Here is a 13,282-nt window from a genome sequence, read left to right as displayed (position 1 = left end):
CGGGTGCCCGAAGCTCTAGGACGTGACCCAGACAACCGAAGCGCCCGCAGCCGCCGGGCGACCGAACCAGAAGAAACCGGCCCGCGTCCGCGTCCACCGTGCCTGGTTCGTCGTCGCCGTCACCTTCGTCACGATCATCGGGGCGGCGGCCTTCCGCTCGCTTCCCGGTCTCCTCATCGACCCGTTGCACGCCGAGTTCGGCTGGTCGCGCGGCACGATCGGCGCGGCCGTCTCGGTCAACCTCGCGCTGTACGGCCTGACCGCCCCGTTCGCGGCCGCGCTGATGGACCGCTTCGGCATCCGCCGGGTGGTGGCCGTGGCCCTGACGGTGATCTCGGTCGGCTCCCTGCTGACGGTGTGGATGACGGCCGCCTGGCAGCTGATGCTGTACTGGGGCCTGCTGGTGGGCCTCGGCTCGGGCTCGATGGCGCTCGCGTTCGCCGCGACGGTCACCAACCGGTGGTTCACCGAGCGGCGGGGCCTGGTCAGCGGCATCCTGACCGCGGCCTCCGCCTCCGGGCAGCTGATCTTCCTGCCGCTGCTGTCCTGGACGATCACCCGCTACGACTGGCGTCCGGCCGCGGTGACGGTCGCGCTGGCCGCGCTCGCCGTCGTCCCCTTCGTCTGGCTGCTGCTGCGCGACCATCCGGCCGACGTGGGCCAGAAGCCCTATGGCGCGACGGAGTTCGTGCCCAGGCCGGCGGCGGTGCCGGGCGCCGCCCGGCGCACCCTGCGGGTGCTCTCCTCGGCGGTGCGCACGGGCCCCTTCTGGCTGCTGGCCGGCACCTTCGCGATCTGCGGCGCCTCGACCAACGGCCTGGTGCAGACCCACTTCGTGCCGGCCGCCCACGACCACGGCATGCCGGTCACGGCCGCGGCCTCGCTGCTCGCCGTCGTCGGGGTGTTCGACGTGGTCGGCACGATCGCCTCCGGCTGGTTCACCGACCGCTTCGAGGCCCGCCGACTGCTGGCGGTGTACTACGCGCTGCGCGGGGTCTCGCTGCTCTTCCTGCCCATGCTGCTGGCCCCCTCGGTCCACCCGCCGATGCTGTTCTTCATCGTCTTCTACGGCCTCGACTGGGTGGCCACCGTCCCGCCCACCCTGGCCCTGTGCCGCGAGCACTACGGCGAGGACAGCGCCATCGTGTTCGGCTGGGTCCTGGCCTCGCACCAGGTGGGTGCGGCCCTGGTCGCCTTCCTGGGCGGCGTGGCCCGGGACGCGTTCGGCTCGTACGACGTCGTCTGGTACGGCTCGGGGGCGCTGTGCGCCGCGGCGGCCCTGATGGCGTTGGTGATCAGGCGCAGGCCCGCGGCCTTGTTCCCGACGGCGGCGCCGGGGGCGGCGTGACGGGCGGCCCTGGTGACGGGCGACGTGCGGCCCGAGGCGGAGGCGGAGGGCGGCGGCAGTCGGGCGGGCGGGGCCGAGGCGGAGGGCGGCGGCAGTCGGGCGGGCGGGCCCGAGGCGGCAGGGTGTGCGGCCGACCGGGGGCTCGCGCAACCCGCCGGTGATTACTCCACGTACCGGACGGCCACGTTCCGTAATGTGAGGTTCTTCGACCCGCTCTGCCGCTCACTGCCTGTGGAGGCACCTCATGACAGCACTGTCCCGTCGTGGCGTACTGAAAAGCCTGCCTCTCGCCGCCGGGGCCGTCGTGGCCGCAGGGGCGGCCGGTCCGCCCGCGGCGGCGCGGCAGGCGACCGACCCGGTCTTCCCGGAGCCGGAAACCCGCAGTTCGTCGCCCGGCACGGGGCGGCTGAAGACCGAACTGACCGTCCGGTTCACGGAGTTGGACGTCCCGGGGGTCGGCCGCGTGTCCACCCGCACCTACGAGGGAAGCGTGCCGGGGCCCACGCTGCGGGTGCACCCGGGGGACTCCCTGGAGATCACCCAGATCAACGCGCTGCCGGCGAACGGCGACGCGGCGCACCAGGACATGAACGTCCCGCACCACTTCAACAGCTTCAACCTGCACACCCACGGCATGCACGTGGACCCCACGGGCGACGCGGACAACGTCTTCCGCGTCTTCGAGCCCGGCGGCGCCCAGCGCAGCAGCATCCGGGTGCCGGCCGATCACCCGGCCGGAACGTATTGGTACCACCCCCACCACCACGGGTCCACCGCGACCCAGCTGCTGGGCGGCATGGCGGGAGTGCTCGTCGTGGACGGGGACGTCGACGCGGTGCCCGAGATCGCCGCCGCCCGGGAGGTCGTCGTCTGCATCAGCGAGCTGAAGGTGTCCGGCGGACGGGTGCCGGACCTGACCTCGGAAGGCGTCTACGACGGCATCGCCTCGACCTTCCTGGTCAACGGTGCGAAGGACCCCGTGCTGACCATCGCCCCGGGGGAGATTCAGCGCTGGCGGGTCGTCAACGCCGGCGGGCTCACGGCTCACTTCCTGAGCCTGGCCGGCCAGGAGATGCACCAGATCGCCTGTGACGGCGTCACCTTCACGAAACCGGTCGCGACCACCGGAGTGACCCTGCCCATGGGCGGACGGGTGGACCTGCTGGTCCGCGGCGGCGAGCCGGGCACCTACAAGCTGACCGGCGGCGGCCCCTCGCAGCACCTGCTCACGCTCGTCGTCACCGGAGCCGCCCGCACGATGTCGCTGCCGGCCCGGCTGCCCGGCCCGCCGACCGAGCTGCCCGAGCCCACCCGTACCCGGACGCTGACCTTCCGCAGCTACGAGAACGTCTTCTCGGGCGCGTTCCCGAACGCCTACCGCATCCTGGGCGACGGCGAGACCCCGCCCGCCGCCCCCCAGGGCGGCCGGAGCGACGTCGCCTGGGGCCGCTACTCGTCCGGCTTCGTCAACCAGCGGGTGCGGCTGGGCGAGGTCGAGGAGTGGACGGTGGTCAACGACTCGCACGCCCACAGCCATCACCCCTTCCACCTGCACACCAACCACTTCCTGGTGACCGCCGTGGACAACCGCCGGCTGGAGACGCCCGTCTGGCACGACACCGTCGCCGTCCCGCCGAACGGCTCGGTCACCTTCCGGTTGCGCGCCGAGGACTTCACCGGCCGCTCGTTGCTGCACTGCCACCAGGTCCAGCACGGCGACGAAGGCATGATGCAGATCGTCGAGTACGTGAAATGAACGGCCGCGGTGAACGGCGGCGGTGAACGGCGGCGGTGAACGGCCGCGGCGAACGGCCGCGGCGAACGGCCGCGGCGAACGGCACGCGGCGAACGGCCGCGGCGAACGGCGGCGGCGGGCGCCGGACAGTCGGCGGCGGGCGGCGAACGGACGGGCGGCGGGCCGCGGGGTCAGAGGAACCGGCCCCGGTGGAACAGCAGGGGCGCCTCGTCCGCGCCCTCGCCGATTCCCAGGGCGTTCACCCGGCCCACGACGACGAGGTGGTCGCCGCCGGTGTGGACGGCGTGGATCGCGCAGTCGATCCAGGCGAGCGCGCCCGCCAGACGCGGGGCGCCCGAGACCGGCGCCGGGTCGTGGTCGACGCCCGCGAACTTGTCCGTGCCGCTGGCCGCGAAGGCGCGGCACAGCGTCCCCTGCCGGGCGCTGAGCACGTTGACGCAGAAGACGCCCGCGCGGGCGATGCGCGGCCAGGTCGTGGAGGTGCGGCCGACCATGAAGGCGACCAGGGGCGGATCCAGGGAGAGCGAGGAGAAGGACTGACAGGCGAAGCCGGCGGGTCCCTCCGGCGTCGGCGCCGTCACGACGGTCACCCCGGACGCGAAGGCCCCGAGCACCCGCCGGAACTCCCCCGGCTCGACGGGCGCCCGTTCGTCCTCGCGCACACACCGCAACTTCGGGCGCGGCAGCGGCTCGACCGGGCCTGCCCTCAGGTACCGGACGGCGGCGGCCGCCATTCCCGCGTGTCCCATCATGTCCTCATTGAAGCTGACGAAGCGTCAGATCGGAAGGGGTGGGAGCGCACGGCCCGGCCGATCGTCACCGGCCGCGGAACTCGGCCGCCCTGCGCTCCACGAAGCTCGTCACGCCCTCCTGGGCGTCCGCCGTCGTCATGTTGATCTCCTGGGCGGCGGCCTCGGCGGCGAAGGCCGTGGCGCGGTCCGCGTCCAGGGAGGCGTTGACGAGTTGTTTGGTGAGGGCGAGAGCGCGGGTGGGGCCGGTGGCCAGGCGGGTCGCCCATGCGCGGGCCGTCGCGTCCAACTCACCGTCCGGGACGACCCGGTTGACCAGGCCCAGGCGTTCGGCGTCCGGCGCACCGAGCGCGTCGCCGAAGAACATCAGCTCCTTGGCGCGCTGCGGGCCGATCAGGCGGGGCAGCAGGTAGGCGCCGCCGCCGTCGGGGACCAGGCCGCGGCGGACGAACACCTCGATGAAGCGGGCCGATTCGGCGGCCAACACCAGGTCGCAGGCGAGCGCGAGGTGCGCGCCGAGTCCGGCGGCCGTGCCGTTCACCGCGGCGATCACCGGCTTCTCGCAGTCCAGGACGGCGGCGACCAGACGCTGGGCGCCGAGGCGCAGGGTGCGGGCGACGTCGCCGGCGACCCGCTCCCCGCGCGCGGCGCCGCCCCGCAGATCCGCTCCCGCGCAGAAACCGCGGCCCGCGCCGGTGAGGATCACCGCCCGGACGTCCGGATCCGCCGAGGCCTCGTGGAGGAGCGCGATCAGGCGGTCGCGCCCGTCGGGGGTGAGGGCGTTCAGGGCCTCGGGGCGGTCGAGGGTCAGCAGCGTGACCTGACGGTCGGTGCTGCGGCGTATCGACGGCTCCGGCGCGGTCATGCGCCGCCCCCGCGGGTGCGCGAGAGGGTCCTCACCGGCACACCGCCAGCGCGTCCAGGGCCACCGCGCCCTGGCCCCGGTCCAGGACCACCAGCGGGTTGACGTCGAGCTCGGCCAGGTCGTCGCCGAGTTCCAGGGCCATGCGCTGCACCCGCAGGACGACCTCGACGAGCGCGTCCACGTCGGCCGGGGGCCGGCCGCGGACGCCGTCCAGCAGCGCCCTCCCGCGCAGCTCGGCCAGCATGTCCCGGGCCTGGTCCTCACCGAAGGGCGGGACGCGCACGGCGGCGTCCCGCAGGACCTCGACCAGGACCCCGCCCAGCCCGACCGTGACCGTGGGCCCGAACAGGTCGTCGTGGGTGACGCCCACCACCATCTCCACGCCCCGCTCGACCATCTGGCACACCAGGACGCCGTCCAGCGCGACGCCCTCGTAGCGGGCGACGTCGGTCAGCTCGCGGTAGGCGTCGCGGACCTGGCTCGCCGAGGTCAGCCCGACCTTGACCAGGCCCAGCTCGGTCTTGTGGGCGATCTGCCCGCCGGAGGCCTTCATCACCACCGGGTAGCCGACCAGCCCCGCCGCCCGCACGGCCGCCGCCGCGCTGGTGACCAGCTGCTCGCGCGGAACGCGGATGCCGTACGCCCGCAGCAGTTGCTTGGCCGCGTGCTCGCTCAACTGCTGTCCCGGGCGCATCAGCAGCTGCGCCTTGCGGAAGGACGGGGACGGGGTGCGCGGGGCCCGGTCGAAGGGGGAGCGGTAACCGCTCACGAAACGGTGGTGGTCGAGATGGGCGCGGACGGCCGAGACGCAGTTGGCCAGGGTGCGGAAGGTGGCCACCCGGGAGGAGCCGAGCAGCACCTCGCGGTAGGCGGGTTCGGTGCCCACCGGGGAGCCCCACACCACGCACACGAGCTTGTCCGTCCGTTCCGCCGCGTCCACCAGGTCCTGGACCAGACGGTCGCTGAGGGGCGGGAAGGGCCCGGTGACCGGACAGATCAGGACGCCCACCGCCGGGTCGTCGAGTATCGCGTCGATGATCTTCCGGCCGCGCCAGTCACCGACCGGGTGACCGCCGTTGTCCACCGGGTTGGCCACGTTCAGGTACTCGGGGATCCACTGGTGCAGTTCGGCCTGTTTGGCGCTCGACAGGACCGGCAGGTCCAGGCCGGCCGCCGTGGCCAGGTCGGCCGCGTGGGCGCCGGTGCCGCCCGAGATGGAGTAGATCACCACGCCCGGGGCCTGCGGCGGCCGGGCCCGCGCCAACAGGGTCGCCGTGTCCTGCAGTTCGTCCAGACCGTCGACGCGGATCACGCCGTACTGCCGCATCGCCGCGTCGACGACCTCGTCCGCGCCGGTCAGCTTGCCGGTGTGGGTGGCGGCGGTACGGGCGCCGGCCTCGGTGCGGCCCACCTTGACCGCGACCACCGGCACCCCGCGCCGGGCGGCCCGGTCGGCGGCCAGCAGGAAGGACCGGCCGTCCTTGAGGCCCTCGACGTAGCAGGCGATCGCGCCGACCTCGGGGCGCTCGGCGAAGTAGGAGAGGAAGTCCGCGGTCTCCAGGTCGGCCTCGTTGCCGGTCGGCGCCCAGTGCGAGAGGCGCACGCCGAGCTCCTGCAGGGCGAAGACCGGGCGGCCCTGGTGACCGGACTGGGTGATCAGCGCGATCGCCGGCCCGGTGAGGTCGTCGCGGAACCGTTCGAAGGCGTTGAGGTTGGTGTTGGGGCCGAGCAGCCGTATGCCGGAACGTTCCACCGCGGCCGCCAGGCGTTCCTGCGCGGCCGCGCCCTCGTCGCCGGTCTCCGCGAAACCGGAGGCGAAGACGACCGCGAACTTCACCTTGGTGTCGGCCAGTCGCTCGATCACCGGCAGCGGGTCGGAGACCAGCAGCACCGCCAGGTCGACCTGCTCGGGCAGATCGGCGACGGACGCGACGCAGGGCAGGCCGAACACCGTCGCGCGGGTGGGGTGCACGGGGTGCAGCCGCGCCCCCACCCGCTCCGCCCAGCTCACCAGCTGCCGGGTGACACCGGTGTTCGGGCGTCCTTCGGCGTCCGAGGCGCCGACGACCGCGACGGATCCGGGCCGGAAGAACCGGTCCAGATCGGGGACGTCGGCGTACAGCGGACGGCCGCTGACGTCGAGGTCGTCCGCCTGGGCCGGCCGTCCGTGGACGGCGGGCCCGGGCTCTTCGCCGCACGCGATGACCCGGGCCCGGCGGGAGCCGGTGGTGAGGGTGCCGTGGGTTGATCCAAGCATCGGTCCGCCCGCTCCTGTGTGACTGCCGTGAGTGACCGTCGAGTAACTGACGCTCTGTCAGGTTACATAACTGACGGTCCGTCAGGAATGGGCGTGCACACAGAAAGGGACGGATCCCCGCCCGCCCGCCTACGGCGCCGGATCCCCGGCCGCCCGCCTGCAGGGGCGGATCCCCGCCCGCCGCCTACAGCGCCGCGAGCACCTCCGCCGCCACCCGCTCGCCCGAGCGCACCGCTCCGTCCATGAAACCCATCCAGTGCACGGAGGTCTCCGTGCCGGCCCAGTGGATGCCGCCGACGGGCGCGCGCAGGGCCGGACCGTACTGGGTCAGGACGCCGGGCGCGGCGATGGAGACGGGGCCGCCGCGGGTGTAGGCCTCGTTGTTCCAGCGTTGCAGGACGAAGGAGGTCGGGGAGGCCGCTTTCGCGCCGAAGTAGGTCACGTAGTCCTTCAGCACGGCCGCCCTGACCTCCGCCTCGCTCGCCGCGTCGTACGCCCGCGCCTCGTCGGCCTCGATGAAGCCCATCAGCGCCCCGTAGGAGGCGTCCGGCGGGGAGTTGTCGAAGGTGGAGCTGACCACGCCGGTGTCGCTGACCACCTGGCCGTTGAGGCCGTCGGCCCGCCAGAAGGGGGTGTCGTAGATCGCTATGGCCTTGCCGACGGAGGCCATCGGCAGGCGCTGGGTGAGCTGGTCCCGGGCGGCGGGCAGCAGCGGGTCGTACGTGATGCGGGCCGCGAGCGGCGGCGGGACGGCGACGACGACCTTCTTGGCGGTGACGGTGACGCCGTCGGCCGTGACCACGTACGTCGCGCCGGACCGGGTGACGGTGCGCACCGGGGCGTTCAGCACGACCCGGTCGCCGAGTGTGGCGGCGAGCTTGATCGGCACCTGCTGGGAGCCGCCGACGAAGCGCTGTTCCTGGGCGCCGCCCGCGGTCTCGGTGAGGCGCTCCAGGGTTCCGGGCGTCGAGTCGTTGCCGGCCGCGGCGATGTAGAAGAGGACGAACAGCAGCGAGAGTTCGCGGGGCTCGGCCGAGAAGATCGAGGTGCACGCCACGTCCAGGAGGAACTTGGCGGACGGGACGACCGCGTTGGCGCGCAGCCAGGTCTCGAAGGTCTGCCGGTCCCACTCCTGCGCCTTCGGGGCGGTCCAGGGGGCGTCGACCGGCACCGTCTTGGCCATGTCGTCCAGCGAGGCCTGCACGATCGCCGCGTTGGCGAGGCCGGCCGCGTCGACCGGGGGGACCGAGCCGAGCAGGCCGTCGGTGGCGTACGGGGTCTTCTTGCCGTCCTTGTAGAGGAGGTTCTTGCCGGTGTTGTAGGTGGCGAAGGTGGCCACACCGAGGGAGTCGGCGAGCGCCTTGATGCGGTCCTGGGTCGGGCCGATGAACTCGCCGCCGCCTTCGGTGACCCCGCCGTTCGCCAGCGGGAGGTTGACGACCCGGCCGCCCACCCGGCCGCGGGCCTCCAGAACGGCGACCGTGCGGCCGGCTGCGACGAGGTCACGGGCCGCGGTGAGGCCGGCCAGGCCGGCGCCGACGATCGCGACGTCCACCTCCCGCGCGGCTGCGGCCGCCGGACCCGCGGCGGTCGCGGTGAGGGCGGTGGCGCCGGCGGCCACCGCGGCCGTGCGGCCGAGCAGGGAGCGGCGGGACATCCTGGGGGTGGGCTGTCTTTCACTTGCCACGTGCGTCCTCCGTCGAGCTTCGGGAGCGAGAGGTGCGGGAGCCAAAAAGGTGAACAGGGCTCACATTCTGACTCCGCGCACGGGCGCACGACAACGTTCCCGCCACATCTGGCGCAGATGTAACGGGCAGCGAAATCAAGGAAGTTACCGACAGTTACAGGCGCCCGTCGCCGACGCTGCCGCCGATGCCGATGCCGATGCCGATGCCGATGCCGACGCCGCTACCGCTGCCGCCGTCGTCACCGTCGGGTGCGGCGCACGGCCTTCGCGATCTTCTCCGCGTCGATCGACAGCTCACGGAGCGTGCCGCTGAGGGGAGTGGTGAAGCCGGTGAAGTAGAGGCCGGGCGCCTTGTCGGAGGCGCGGGCGCCGTGGGCGAGGGGTCTGCCCCGGTCGTCGAGCACGCCGAGGTGACCGACCAGGCCCTCCAGGGCGCGGACGTATCCGGTGGCCGCGACGACGGCGTCCGGCGAGATCCGGGTCCCGTCGGCGAGGACGACCTTGCCGCCGTCCTCGAAGCGCTCCACGGCGGCCACGATCTCCACGCGGCCCTTGCGCACGGCGTCGATCAGACCGACGTCCTGCACCGGGATCGCGCCCTGCCTGGCCCGGGTGTAGAGACCGGTGTCCGGGCGCGGCAGCCCGTGCGCGGACAGGTCGGGGATGCTCGCCTTCGCCATCAGCCGGCCGATCCGGTCGACCAGGGCGACGGGGAGGCGGCGCACGAGGATGCCGCTGTACTGCGCGGCCCAGCCGGCGGTCGAGCGGCGCACCAGGTGCGGGACGGTGCGCACCGCCAGCCGCACCCGGCCGGCCCCGTGCTCCACCAGGTCGACGGCGATCTCGGCGCCGGTGTTGCCGGCGCCCACGACGAGGACGTCCCGGCCCGCGTAGGGGGCGCCGTCGCGGTAGGCGCCGGCGTGGGTCAGCTCGCCGGTGAACTCCTCGCGGCCGGGCCAGTCCGGCAGGTACGGGGTGTGGTTGTACCCGGTGGCGACGACGACCGCCGAGCCGACGAGCTCACGGCCGCCGGTGGCGCGCAGCAGCCAGCCGGCGCCGTCGGCGGTGCGCTCGACGCGGGAGACCTCGACGCCGGTGACGATCTCCAGCTCATGGACCTCGGCGTATTTCTCCAGGTACCGCACCACGTCGTCGCGGGCCGCCCACCGCCCGAACCGGCGCGGCATCTTCAGCCCCGGCAGGGCGGACAGCCGCCGGGTGGTGTGCAGGTGCAGCCGGTCGTAGTGCCGCCGCCAGGACGCCCCGACCGCGTCGGCCTTCTCCACGACGACCGCGCGTATGCCCTGGGTACGCAGCGCGTACGCGGTGGCGAGGCCGCCGGGGCCGCCGCCGATCACGTAGACGGGACGGTCGGCCGGGTTCGCGGTGGTGATCGCCCGGGGGGCCGGGCGCGGTGCGGAGTCTTCCATGAGCGCGAGCGTAATCACGCCGGCTGTTGATGGGTCTCGGTCAAGACCGGAATTGGTTGCGGATCGATCACGTGTGGGGGAGGGGCGGGCGCAGCCGGTGACGTAGACCGCTTCGTCGTGTGCGAACGGAGGAGAGCGGGCCCTCTGTGCGGCGGGTGCGCGGCGGCCTCGCACCGCGAACGCGCGGGGTTCCGGGAACCGCGTATCTGACGTACCGTCAGATTTATGGATGCGATCTGGCTCGACGGGGCCGAGTGGCTGGCGGTGCTGCGGATCGGACTCGGCCTGTGGTGGCTGGAGAGCTGGCGGCACAAGGACAAGAAGGCCTGGTTCGCCGAGGGGGCGGGCATCGCCTGGGCCGCGGACGTGGCGGCGAAGCACCGCTGGGCCGCCGTCCGTTCCGGGTTCGCCGTGGTGGTGCGGCCGCGTCCGCGCGTCATGTCCTATGTGGTGGTGTACGCGGAACTGGCGCTCGGGCTCGGGCTGATCGCCGGCTTCCTCACCCCGGTCGCGCTGGCCGGCGGCCTGGTCCTCAACCTCCTCTACCTCGTCCTCATGATTCACGACTGGGCCGAGCAGGGGCAGAACTCGATGATGGCGCTGATCTCTGCGGTGGCGCTGGGCGGGATGGCCTGGCAGACGTGGTCCCTGGACAGCGCGCTGGGGTGGTTCTGATGGCGGCCTCCGCACGGCACGACGTCCCCGAGGCCGACGCCTTCACCCGCACCTACTGGGAAGCCGCCGCCGGGGGCCGGCTGCTCATCCGGCGCTGCGGAGCCTGCGCGCGGGCCCACCACTACCCCCGCGAGTTCTGTCCGCACTGCTGGAGCGAGGACGTGGCCTGGGAGGACGCGAGCGGCCTGGCCACCCTCTACACCTGGTCCGTCGTCCACCGCAACGACCTGCCGCCCTTCGGCGAGCGCACACCGTACGTCGCGGCGGTCGTCGACCTGGCCGAGGGGCCGCGGATGTCGACCGAACTGGTGGGGGACGCCGAACCCCGCATGGGAATGGCCCTCACGGTCGCCTTCCGGGACGGGGCTCCGGTGTTCCGGGCGGCGGCGGCCGACGACCCGCCCACGCCCGGCCGGACAGGTGTTCAATGATCGGATGACCGATTTCCGTGAGTCCCTCTCCGCGCCCCTGACGACTCCCGTCCTCGACGGCCACGGTCTCCGGCTGCGCGCCTGGGACCCCGCGTCCGCCGCCGACGTCGACGCCTGGCTGCGCGGGCACCTCGACCCGGAGTTCCGGCGCTGGAACACCCCGCTGCACACGGTCGACGACACCGCGGGCGCCCGGACCTCCCTGGAGAGAAAGAGCGCGGACGTCGCCGCCGGACGCGCCATGCCGTTCTGCGTCACGGACGCGGCCGACGGCACGATCCTCGGCCAGATCGCCGTGAGCATGATCGACCGGGTGCTGAGCTTCGCCCGGGTCGGCTACTGGGTCCTGCCCGAGGCGCGCGGCCGGCATGTCGCCACCGGCTCGCTGCTGCTCGCGGCCCGCTGGGCGTTCACCGAAGTCGGTCTGCACCGACTGGAGCTGGGGCACGCGACCGGTCACGGCGCCTCCTGCCGGATCGCCGGGCGCTGCGGGTTCCGGTACGAGGGGACCCTGCGCGGGGCGATGTGGGAGGAGGGCCGCCGCGACGCCTTCCGCGACGCCCATCTGCACGCCCGCCTGGCGACGGACCCGGAGCCGGAGTTCCCGTGACGGCACGGAAAATGGCGGGCGGCGCGGGCCCCCTCCCGCGACGATGGAGCATGCGCCCTGACATCCCCGACGGTCCCGACAGCCCCGAACGCGCTGACGGCCCGGACGTCCTCGACAGCCCCGCCCGCCCGCAAGCCCCCGTCGGCTGGCATCTCACCCGTGACCTCGACGACTTCCTCGACCGGGCCGGAGACTTCCTCGCCTCCCGCCCGGCCCTGCACACGGTCCCGCTGACCGTCGTCGACAGCCTGCGGCGCAGGGGCCCGCACGTGTACGGCGACGAGGACCCCGTCTTCGGCGTGCTGGGCGGGGACGCCCCGGGCGACGGTGACGGCGACGCGGACGGTGACGGGGTTCGCGGGGTGTTCTTCCGCACGCCGCCGCACGGGATCTACCTCACGTCCCTGACGGAGGAGGAGGCCGACGCCCTCGCCGCGACGCTGGCCGCCGCCGGCCACCGGTTCCCCGGCGTCTCCGCCGACCGCGACACCGCGGCCGCGTTCGCCCGGGCGTGGAGCCGGCGAACGGACACCGCGTCCCGCCTGGCCCTACGACAACGCCTGTACCGACTCGAAGAGTTGACGCCGCCCGAGCCGGCCCCCGCGGGCCGGGCGCGGGTGGCCGCCGCGGCCGACCGGGACCTGCTCGTCCGCTGGTACGGGGAGTTCTCGGCCCAGGTCGGCGCGCACCCCAAGCAGGACGGCGGGGCCTGGGCCGACTCCCGTATCGCCTACGGCGGGATCACCCTCTGGGAGACACCCGACGGCGCGCCCGTCGCCATGGCCGGCGTCACCCTCGAGGTGGCCGGCCAGATCCGGGTGGCCCCCGTCTACACTCCGGCCGGGCTGCGCGGCCGTGGCTACGCGGGCGCGGCGACGGCCGAGGTGAGCCGCGCCGCGCTCGCCTCCGGCGCGGCGGAGGTTCTCCTCTTCACCGACCTGTCCAACCCGACGAGCAACGGCCTCTACCAGCGGATCGGCTACCGCCCGGTGGCGGACTTCGCGGTGCACGAGTTCACGTAGGAGCCGGGGCGCCCGCTTTCGGGTGAGAGAAGAGGGGCCTCCGACCCGCGGGAGGGCGCGTGAGCGCGGGTCGGGGAGACCGTGCCGCACCGCAGGCCCCGGAAGGCCATGGGGAGGTCCGCTTCGCGGACGCGGCCGCGGCGAAGGGCTGGGAGAACCTGGCTCAGCAGGCGGGTGAGAACACCTTTCGCGCCTGGACCGTCATGCGCGCTGATCCCGCACCGGCAGCTGAGACGTCCCGCCGTCACCGGCTCAAAGGCAGCCTGGCGCATGGCACTCACCGAGGGCGGATCTGTCAGCAGTGGCAGATCGAAGTGGCCGCGGCCGGACGTATCCGGTATCTCCTCGACACGTCTCGCGACACCTGCTGGATCACCTTTGCAGGGACAGGGCACCCGCGTGCCACCGACCGGCCCTGACCGGCCCTGACCGGCCCTGACCGGTCCAGGCCG

General features: G+C 73.6%; 12 protein-coding genes. 7 read left to right on the top strand and 5 right to left on the bottom strand.

The window, feature by feature from the left end:
• Positions 1-22 precede the first annotated feature (22 nt).
• A complete protein-coding gene (locus tag ACFVYK_RS09915; protein WP_389770881.1) occupies positions 23-1,348 on the top strand; it encodes an MFS transporter in 1,326 nt (441 codons plus the stop codon).
• Between the two features lie 244 nt (positions 1,349-1,592).
• The gene (locus ACFVYK_RS09910; protein ID WP_389770878.1) at positions 1,593-3,104 is read left to right on the top strand and encodes a multicopper oxidase family protein; all 1,512 of its coding nucleotides are present in this window, start codon (positions 1,593-1,595) and stop codon (positions 3,102-3,104) included.
• 170 nt (positions 3,105-3,274) lie between these two features.
• Here the strand turns inward: ACFVYK_RS09910 and ACFVYK_RS09905 are convergent, their stop codons facing one another.
• The 5 genes from ACFVYK_RS09905 to ACFVYK_RS09885 all read right to left on the bottom strand — a co-directional run bounded on the left by ACFVYK_RS09905 (position 3,275) and on the right by ACFVYK_RS09885 (position 10,092).
• A complete protein-coding gene (locus ACFVYK_RS09905; RefSeq protein ID WP_389771006.1) occupies positions 3,275-3,853 on the bottom strand; it encodes a flavin reductase family protein in 579 nt (192 codons plus the stop codon).
• 67 nt (positions 3,854-3,920) lie between these two features.
• Positions 3,921-4,718, bottom strand: a complete 798-nt coding sequence (locus ACFVYK_RS09900) for an enoyl-CoA hydratase/isomerase family protein (RefSeq protein ID WP_389770876.1) — start codon at positions 4,716-4,718, stop codon at positions 3,921-3,923.
• Positions 4,719-4,749: 31 nt separating this feature from the next.
• A complete protein-coding gene (locus ACFVYK_RS09895; protein ID WP_389770874.1) occupies positions 4,750-6,975 on the bottom strand; it encodes an acetate--CoA ligase family protein in 2,226 nt (741 codons plus the stop codon).
• Between the two features lie 184 nt (positions 6,976-7,159).
• Complete coding sequence (locus ACFVYK_RS09890) at positions 7,160-8,632, bottom strand: flavin monoamine oxidase family protein (RefSeq protein ID WP_389771003.1); 1,473 nt, start codon at positions 8,630-8,632, stop codon at positions 7,160-7,162.
• 269 nt (positions 8,633-8,901) lie between these two features.
• Positions 8,902-10,092 carry a flavin-containing monooxygenase gene (locus tag ACFVYK_RS09885; RefSeq protein WP_389770872.1) on the bottom strand — a complete coding sequence of 397 codons (1,191 nt, stop codon included), beginning with the start codon at positions 10,090-10,092 and terminating at the stop codon, positions 8,902-8,904.
• Between the two features lie 225 nt (positions 10,093-10,317).
• Between ACFVYK_RS09885 and ACFVYK_RS09880 the strand changes: the two genes are divergently transcribed.
• The 5 genes from ACFVYK_RS09880 to ACFVYK_RS09860 are packed head-to-tail and all read left to right on the top strand — an operon-like array spanning position 10,318 to position 13,249.
• A complete protein-coding gene (locus tag ACFVYK_RS09880) occupies positions 10,318-10,767 on the top strand; it encodes a DoxX family protein (protein ID WP_389770870.1) in 450 nt (149 codons plus the stop codon).
• A complete protein-coding gene (locus ACFVYK_RS09875) occupies positions 10,767-11,198 on the top strand; it encodes a Zn-ribbon domain-containing OB-fold protein (RefSeq protein WP_389770867.1) in 432 nt (143 codons plus the stop codon). Before ACFVYK_RS09880 ends, ACFVYK_RS09875 begins: the two co-directional genes overlap by 1 nt.
• Before the next feature lie 4 nt (positions 11,199-11,202).
• Positions 11,203-11,808: a GNAT family N-acetyltransferase gene (locus ACFVYK_RS09870; RefSeq protein ID WP_389770865.1), complete on the top strand. Its 606-nt coding sequence runs from the start codon at positions 11,203-11,205 to the stop codon at positions 11,806-11,808.
• A gap of 50 nt (positions 11,809-11,858) precedes the next feature.
• Positions 11,859-12,830, top strand: a complete 972-nt coding sequence (locus ACFVYK_RS09865) for a GNAT family N-acetyltransferase (protein ID WP_389770863.1) — start codon at positions 11,859-11,861, stop codon at positions 12,828-12,830.
• A 59-nt stretch (positions 12,831-12,889) separates the two neighbouring features.
• Positions 12,890-13,249 (top strand): hypothetical protein, encoded by a 360-nt coding sequence (locus ACFVYK_RS09860; protein WP_389770860.1) that lies wholly within the window; start codon positions 12,890-12,892, stop codon positions 13,247-13,249.
• Positions 13,250-13,282 lie beyond the last annotated feature (33 nt).

This window comes from Streptomyces sp. NPDC058291 (assembly GCF_042880855.1).
Classification (GTDB): Bacteria; Actinomycetota; Actinomycetes; order Streptomycetales; family Streptomycetaceae; genus Streptomyces.
The sequence above is the reverse complement of the archived record's forward strand: the minus strand, read 5'-3'. Positions and strand labels throughout refer to the sequence as shown.

What these genes read in the sequence shown, in the direction of transcription:
- ACFVYK_RS09895 (WP_389770874.1), bottom strand. Translation starts at nt 6,975, where the DNA reads ATGCTTGGATCAACCCACGGCACCCTCACCACCGGCTCCCGCCGGGCC.
- ACFVYK_RS09885 (WP_389770872.1), bottom strand. Translation starts at nt 10,092, where the DNA reads ATGGAAGACTCCGCACCGCGCCCGGCCCCCCGGGCGATCACCACCGCG.
- ACFVYK_RS09875 (WP_389770867.1), top strand. Translation starts at nt 10,767, where the DNA reads ATGGCGGCCTCCGCACGGCACGACGTCCCCGAGGCCGACGCCTTCACC.
- ACFVYK_RS09910 (WP_389770878.1), top strand. Translation starts at nt 1,593, where the DNA reads ATGACAGCACTGTCCCGTCGTGGCGTACTGAAAAGCCTGCCTCTCGCC.
- ACFVYK_RS09900 (WP_389770876.1), bottom strand. Translation starts at nt 4,718, where the DNA reads ATGACCGCGCCGGAGCCGTCGATACGCCGCAGCACCGACCGTCAGGTC.
- ACFVYK_RS09880 (WP_389770870.1), top strand. Translation starts at nt 10,318, where the DNA reads ATGGATGCGATCTGGCTCGACGGGGCCGAGTGGCTGGCGGTGCTGCGG.
- ACFVYK_RS09905 (WP_389771006.1), bottom strand. Translation starts at nt 3,853, where the DNA reads ATGGGACACGCGGGAATGGCGGCCGCCGCCGTCCGGTACCTGAGGGCA.
- ACFVYK_RS09865 (WP_389770863.1), top strand. Translation starts at nt 11,859, where the DNA reads ATGCGCCCTGACATCCCCGACGGTCCCGACAGCCCCGAACGCGCTGAC.
- ACFVYK_RS09890 (WP_389771003.1), bottom strand. Translation starts at nt 8,632, where the DNA reads ATGTCCCGCCGCTCCCTGCTCGGCCGCACGGCCGCGGTGGCCGCCGGC.
- ACFVYK_RS09870 (WP_389770865.1), top strand. Translation starts at nt 11,203, where the DNA reads ATGACCGATTTCCGTGAGTCCCTCTCCGCGCCCCTGACGACTCCCGTC.